This window comes from Anaerosporobacter sp. (assembly GCF_965301125.1).
The window spans coordinates 5,493-6,247 of sequence record NZ_CBDLAM010000199.1 but is presented as its reverse complement, the minus strand read 5'-3'; the positions used below and the strand labels follow the sequence as shown (position 1 = coordinate 6,247).

1 protein-coding gene is annotated in these 755 nt (G+C 24.9%); it reads right to left on the bottom strand.

Annotated elements, in window-relative coordinates; translation table 11 throughout:
• Window positions 1-755: hypothetical protein (locus ACW2QF_RS16550; RefSeq protein ID WP_455717117.1), on the bottom strand; the 755-nt coding region annotated here is incomplete at both ends.

Genomic DNA, 755 nt, shown 5'->3' with positions numbered 1-755 from the left:
TTCTAGTAAAGTTGGATTTGTACTAAAAAAATATCTACGAATATTTTTATTTGCAAAAAGAAATAGTAAATTATTCTGTAAAATGCAACCATGAGTAGAACTGAGAGAAGATATAAAAGCATTAGAATTTAAGCAAATATGAAAATTAGGTTCGGTTTTTAGTAAGTATATAATATCAAAATAAAATTTTTTGATTTGATTATTCGTTAAGAAAAGTTTAGGATTAATGATACAATCGTCTAGTCCTAATAGGAATTCGTCTTCAGTAGCAAGTGTAATTAATAATGAAGACGGATAAAAATGTATAACTTTCCCATGCTTTATTTGTTCTTTAAATATTCTCTTTTTCTGATTATAATAATTTATTAATTCTTCCTGTTGCGAAATCGAGTCATAAGATTGCTTAACAATTTCTGTGAATAATTCATAACTCATTAATGTAAAATCTGGATAATGATTAAAATAATATATTGAAGTGTTATTATTGTAATGTATATGAGTATTTAATTTATCATTTCCTATACCTGTGATTGTTTTTAAAAGTTTGTCTTTTTTTATATCTCTAAATACTTTATTTGATTTTTCTCTTATCGAAATAGCCATTTGTGTATAAGCTGTTATTGAGATAGGATCATTATAAATGGCTGCAAAGTTATGAAGCTTAGCAGTATTCGCTGTAAATAAGTTTTCAACATTCGCTGCACTTCCGAAAATAACCATCTTGTTTTTTAAAATATGCAAAGAATATTTAAAAG